Raw genomic sequence first — 3,573 nt, forward strand, 5'->3', positions numbered from 1 at the left:
CCATGCGCATCGCGGTGGCCGGCGGCGGGCCCGGCGGGTTGTTCTTCGCCGCGCTGATCCGGCAGGCGGACCCGTCGTCGGAGGTGACCGTCTTCGAGCGCAACCGCGCCGACGACACCTTCGGCTTCGGGGTGGTCTTCTCCGACCGGACCCTGGAGGCGATCCACGAGGCGGACCCCGTGCTGCGCGCGGCCCTGGCCGAGCACGGCAGGCACTGGGACGACATCGAGGTCCGGCTGAAGGGCGAGCGCATCAGGTGCGGCGGCAACGGCATGGCCGCGGTCGTCCGGCGCACGCTCCTGCTGCTCCTGCAGGAACGGGCCCGCGCGGTCGGGGCGGACCTGCGGTTCTCCACCGAGGTGACGCTCGCCGACCTGGCCGGCTACGACCTGGTGGTGGCCGCAGACGGGGCCTCCTCGCGCATCCGCGAGGAGCTCGGCCCCGGCCTCGGCTCGCAGGTGGAGACCGCCGCGGCCAAGTTCGTCTGGTTCGGCACCGACCACCTCTTCGACGGGCTCACCTTCGTCCACGAACGCGGCCCTGACGGCGTCTTCGCGGTGCACGGGTATCCGATCTCCGACACCATGTCGACGTTCATCGTGGAGACCGACGAGGCGTCCTGGCGGCGGGCCGGTCTCGACGCGTTCGACGAGGGCCTGCCGCCCGGGGCGAGCGACCTGCTCTCCAAGGCGTACCTGGAGAAGCTGTTCGCCGAGCACCTCGAGGGCGGCCGGCTGCTCACCAACAACTCCCGGTGGGCCAGTTTCCGCACCCGCCGCACCCGCCACTGGCACACGACGGCCCCGCGGCCCGTCGTGCTGCTCGGCGACGCCGCGCACACCGCGCACTTCTCCGTGGGCTCGGGCACCAAGATGGCCATGGAGGACGCCGTCGCGCTCGCGCGGGCGCTGGCCGGGCACCCCGGCGACCTGGCGGCCGCGCTCGCCGGCTACGAGCGGGCCGCCCAGCCGCCGGTCCGGCACATCCAGGACTCGGCGCGGCCCAGCCTGGCCTGGTGGGAGAGCTTCGGCAGCTACCACGACGCTCTCGAGCCGTGGCAGTTCGCCTACCACTTCCTGTCCCGCAGCATCTCCGACGCGCGCCTGGCCAGACGCGCGCCGCGGTTCGTCGCCGCGGCCCACCGCCGGTGGCTCGACCGGCACGGCGCCGCGCCCCTGGAGACGGGCTTCGAGGCCGCCGGGTGGTCGGCGTCCGGGCGGCTGCTCGACGTCCTGCCCGGCCCGAACGGCGCTCCCGCCGCCGTCCGGGGGAGGAACGACCTGCCGCTCTCCGCGACGCCGCTGCCCGGCGCGTGGGGCGCGCTGCTGGAGGCGCCGGACGACGAGGACGGGCTGCCCGACCTGTCCGGGCTCGCCGCGGCCGGCGCGACCCTGGTCGCCGTGCACGGCGGCACGGCCCTGGCCCGTACCCGGCTGTGCGAGGAGGCACGGATGCGCGCGGGACTGCCCGCACTGCTGATCGAACGCGAGCCCGACCGCGACCGGGCGCTGACCACAGTGCTCTCCGGCCGCGCCGACCTGGTCGGAGTGCTCTCATGAACGGCCTGGGACCCGGTCGGAGCGCGCACGTGGACGGCCGCGGACCAGGCGGCAGTGCCCCCATGGGCGATCTTGGCCCGTTGTTCGGTCCGCGGGGTGTCGCGGTCGTCGGCGCGTCCCGGGACCCGGGCAAGCTGGGCGCCGCCATGGCCCGTTCGCTGTCCGGTTTCGGGGGGTTCCTGGCGCTGGTGAACGCCCGCGACGACACCATGCACCCGTCCGTCGGCGCCGCCGCCGCGGCCGGGCCCGTCGATCTCGCGGTGCTCTGCGTGCCCGCCGCGGCCTGCGCCGGCGTGCTCGCCGAGGCGGCGCAGGCGGGCGTGCGGGCCGCCGTCGTGTGCGGCGGCGGGTTCGCCGAGGCGGGCGGCGCCGGGATCGAGCACCAGCGACGGCTCGCCGCCCTCGCCCGGGACTCGGGCCTGCGCCTCCTCGGCCCCAACACCAGCGGCTTCCTCGCCCCGCACGCGCGGCTGACCGCCAGCTTCGTCCCCGGCGCCCACCGGGTGCGGCCGGGCGCCGTGGCCGTCGTGGCCGCCAGCGGCGGCGTCAACCACGCCCTGGCGTTCGCGCTGACCGAGGCCGGGCACGGCGTCAGCCTCGCCGTCGGCCTCGGGAACGCGGCCGGCGTCACCGCCCCCGACGTCCTCGACCACCTCGCCGGCGACCCCCGCACCGCCGCCGTCGCGCTGCACGTGGAGTCGGTGGCGGACGGCCCCCGGCTGGTCGAGAGCGTGCGCCGCCTCACCGCGACCCGGCCGGTCGTCGCCCTGGTCGTCGGCCGCCACGACGTCGGGGCCTTCGCCGCCTCGCACACGGGGGCGCTGGCGACCTCCTGGCGCACCACGCGCGCCGCGCTGGCCCAGGCGGGGGCGGTCCTCGTGGACGACGAACGCGAACTCGTCGACGCCGTCGGCGCGCTGGCGGTGACGCGGGCCAGCCCGTGCGCCGACCCGGGGGTGGGGATCGTGACCGCCCAGGCGGGTCCTGGCCTGCTGCTCCTGGACGACCTGCGCGGACGCGGGATCCGGGTGCCCGAGCTCGCTCCCGGCACCAGGGAGACCCTGGCCGGGCTGCTGCCGCCGCTGACCTTCCAGCGCAACCCGGTCGACACCGGCCGTCCGGGGCCCGAGCTCGGGGCGGTGCTCGCCGCCACCGGCGCCGATCCCGGCGTCGACGTCATCGCGGGGTACGTGCTGCACGAACCGGACGCGGTGGACGTCGTCGCCGCCGTCGCCGAAGGCCTGACCGCGGGCGTCCCCGTCGTCCTCGGGCTGGCGGGCACCGGCGACGACGTCGTCCGCGACCGCATGGCCCTGCGCGGGTCGGGCGTGCCCGTGGCCGCCGACGCCCGCGGCGTCGCCGCCGCCACCGCCGCGCTGCTGGCCGACGCCCGCGCGCGCCCGGCCCGCCCGGCCGCCTCGACCCTCTGGCGGGCGCCGGCCGTCCCGCCCGGCCGGTACGACGAGCACACCGGCAAGGCACTGCTCGGACGGCTGGGCCTGGCGACCATGCCCCCTTCCCGCCGTGAGCCAGGTCGCCGCCGTGGCCATGCCGGACCCCGTGCTCGGGGAGCGCGTGTGCGTGTACGTCGTGCCGCGGGCCGGGGCGACGGTCACGCTGGAGGAGATCCGGGCGCGCATGGAGAGCGCGGAGGTCGCCCGCTTCAAGCTGCCCGAACGGCTCGTCGTCGTCGAGGAGCTCGCCTGGACCAAGGTCGGGAAGATCGACAAGAAGGCCCTCAGGACCGACATCGCCGACCGCCTCAAGGCCGAGCTCGCCGGGGGGTGACGGAGCCGGCCGCCGCTCCGGCGCGTACGGTCGGCGAGCTTTCCTGCTCGGTGCGTGCTCGTCCGCCGCGTAGCGCCATGTCAGGCCCAGCGCGGCGGCTCCACGGGCTTTTGGCGTGCCCGAAATCCCGATAAATACGGGCTTGTGGTGGATTACGGCGCTCGGGAAGGATGCTGGGAGGCGGACGGTGATCCCGTCCGATCGCAGGCGAGACGAAGGACGCCGG

Annotated in this window: 2 protein-coding genes and 1 pseudogene; all 3 read left to right on the forward strand. The window is 76.5% G+C overall.

Annotated elements, in window-relative coordinates:
- The first annotated feature begins 2 nt into the window (after positions 1-2).
- Positions 3-1,559, forward strand: a complete 1,557-nt coding sequence (locus AB0J76_RS13465) for an FAD-dependent monooxygenase (RefSeq protein ID WP_352323354.1) — start codon at positions 3-5, stop codon at positions 1,557-1,559.
- 62 nt (positions 1,560-1,621) lie between these two features.
- Positions 1,622-2,464, forward strand: a pseudogene (locus AB0J76_RS13470) (CoA-binding protein); the annotation flags it as partial.
- A 643-nt stretch (positions 2,465-3,107) separates the two neighbouring features.
- The gene (locus AB0J76_RS13475; protein ID WP_352323366.1) at positions 3,108-3,347 is read left to right on the forward strand and encodes a hypothetical protein; all 240 of its coding nucleotides are present in this window, start codon (positions 3,108-3,110) and stop codon (positions 3,345-3,347) included.
- The last annotated feature ends 226 nt before the right edge of the window (positions 3,348-3,573 follow it).

This window comes from Nonomuraea sp. NPDC049624 (assembly GCF_040675255.1).
Classification (GTDB): Bacteria; Actinomycetota; Actinomycetes; order Streptosporangiales; family Streptosporangiaceae; genus Nonomuraea.

What these genes read in the sequence shown, in the direction of transcription:
- AB0J76_RS13465 (WP_352323354.1), top strand. Translation starts at nt 3, where the DNA reads ATGCGCATCGCGGTGGCCGGCGGCGGGCCCGGCGGGTTGTTCTTCGCC.
- AB0J76_RS13475 (WP_352323366.1), top strand. Translation starts at nt 3,108, where the DNA reads ATGCCGGACCCCGTGCTCGGGGAGCGCGTGTGCGTGTACGTCGTGCCG.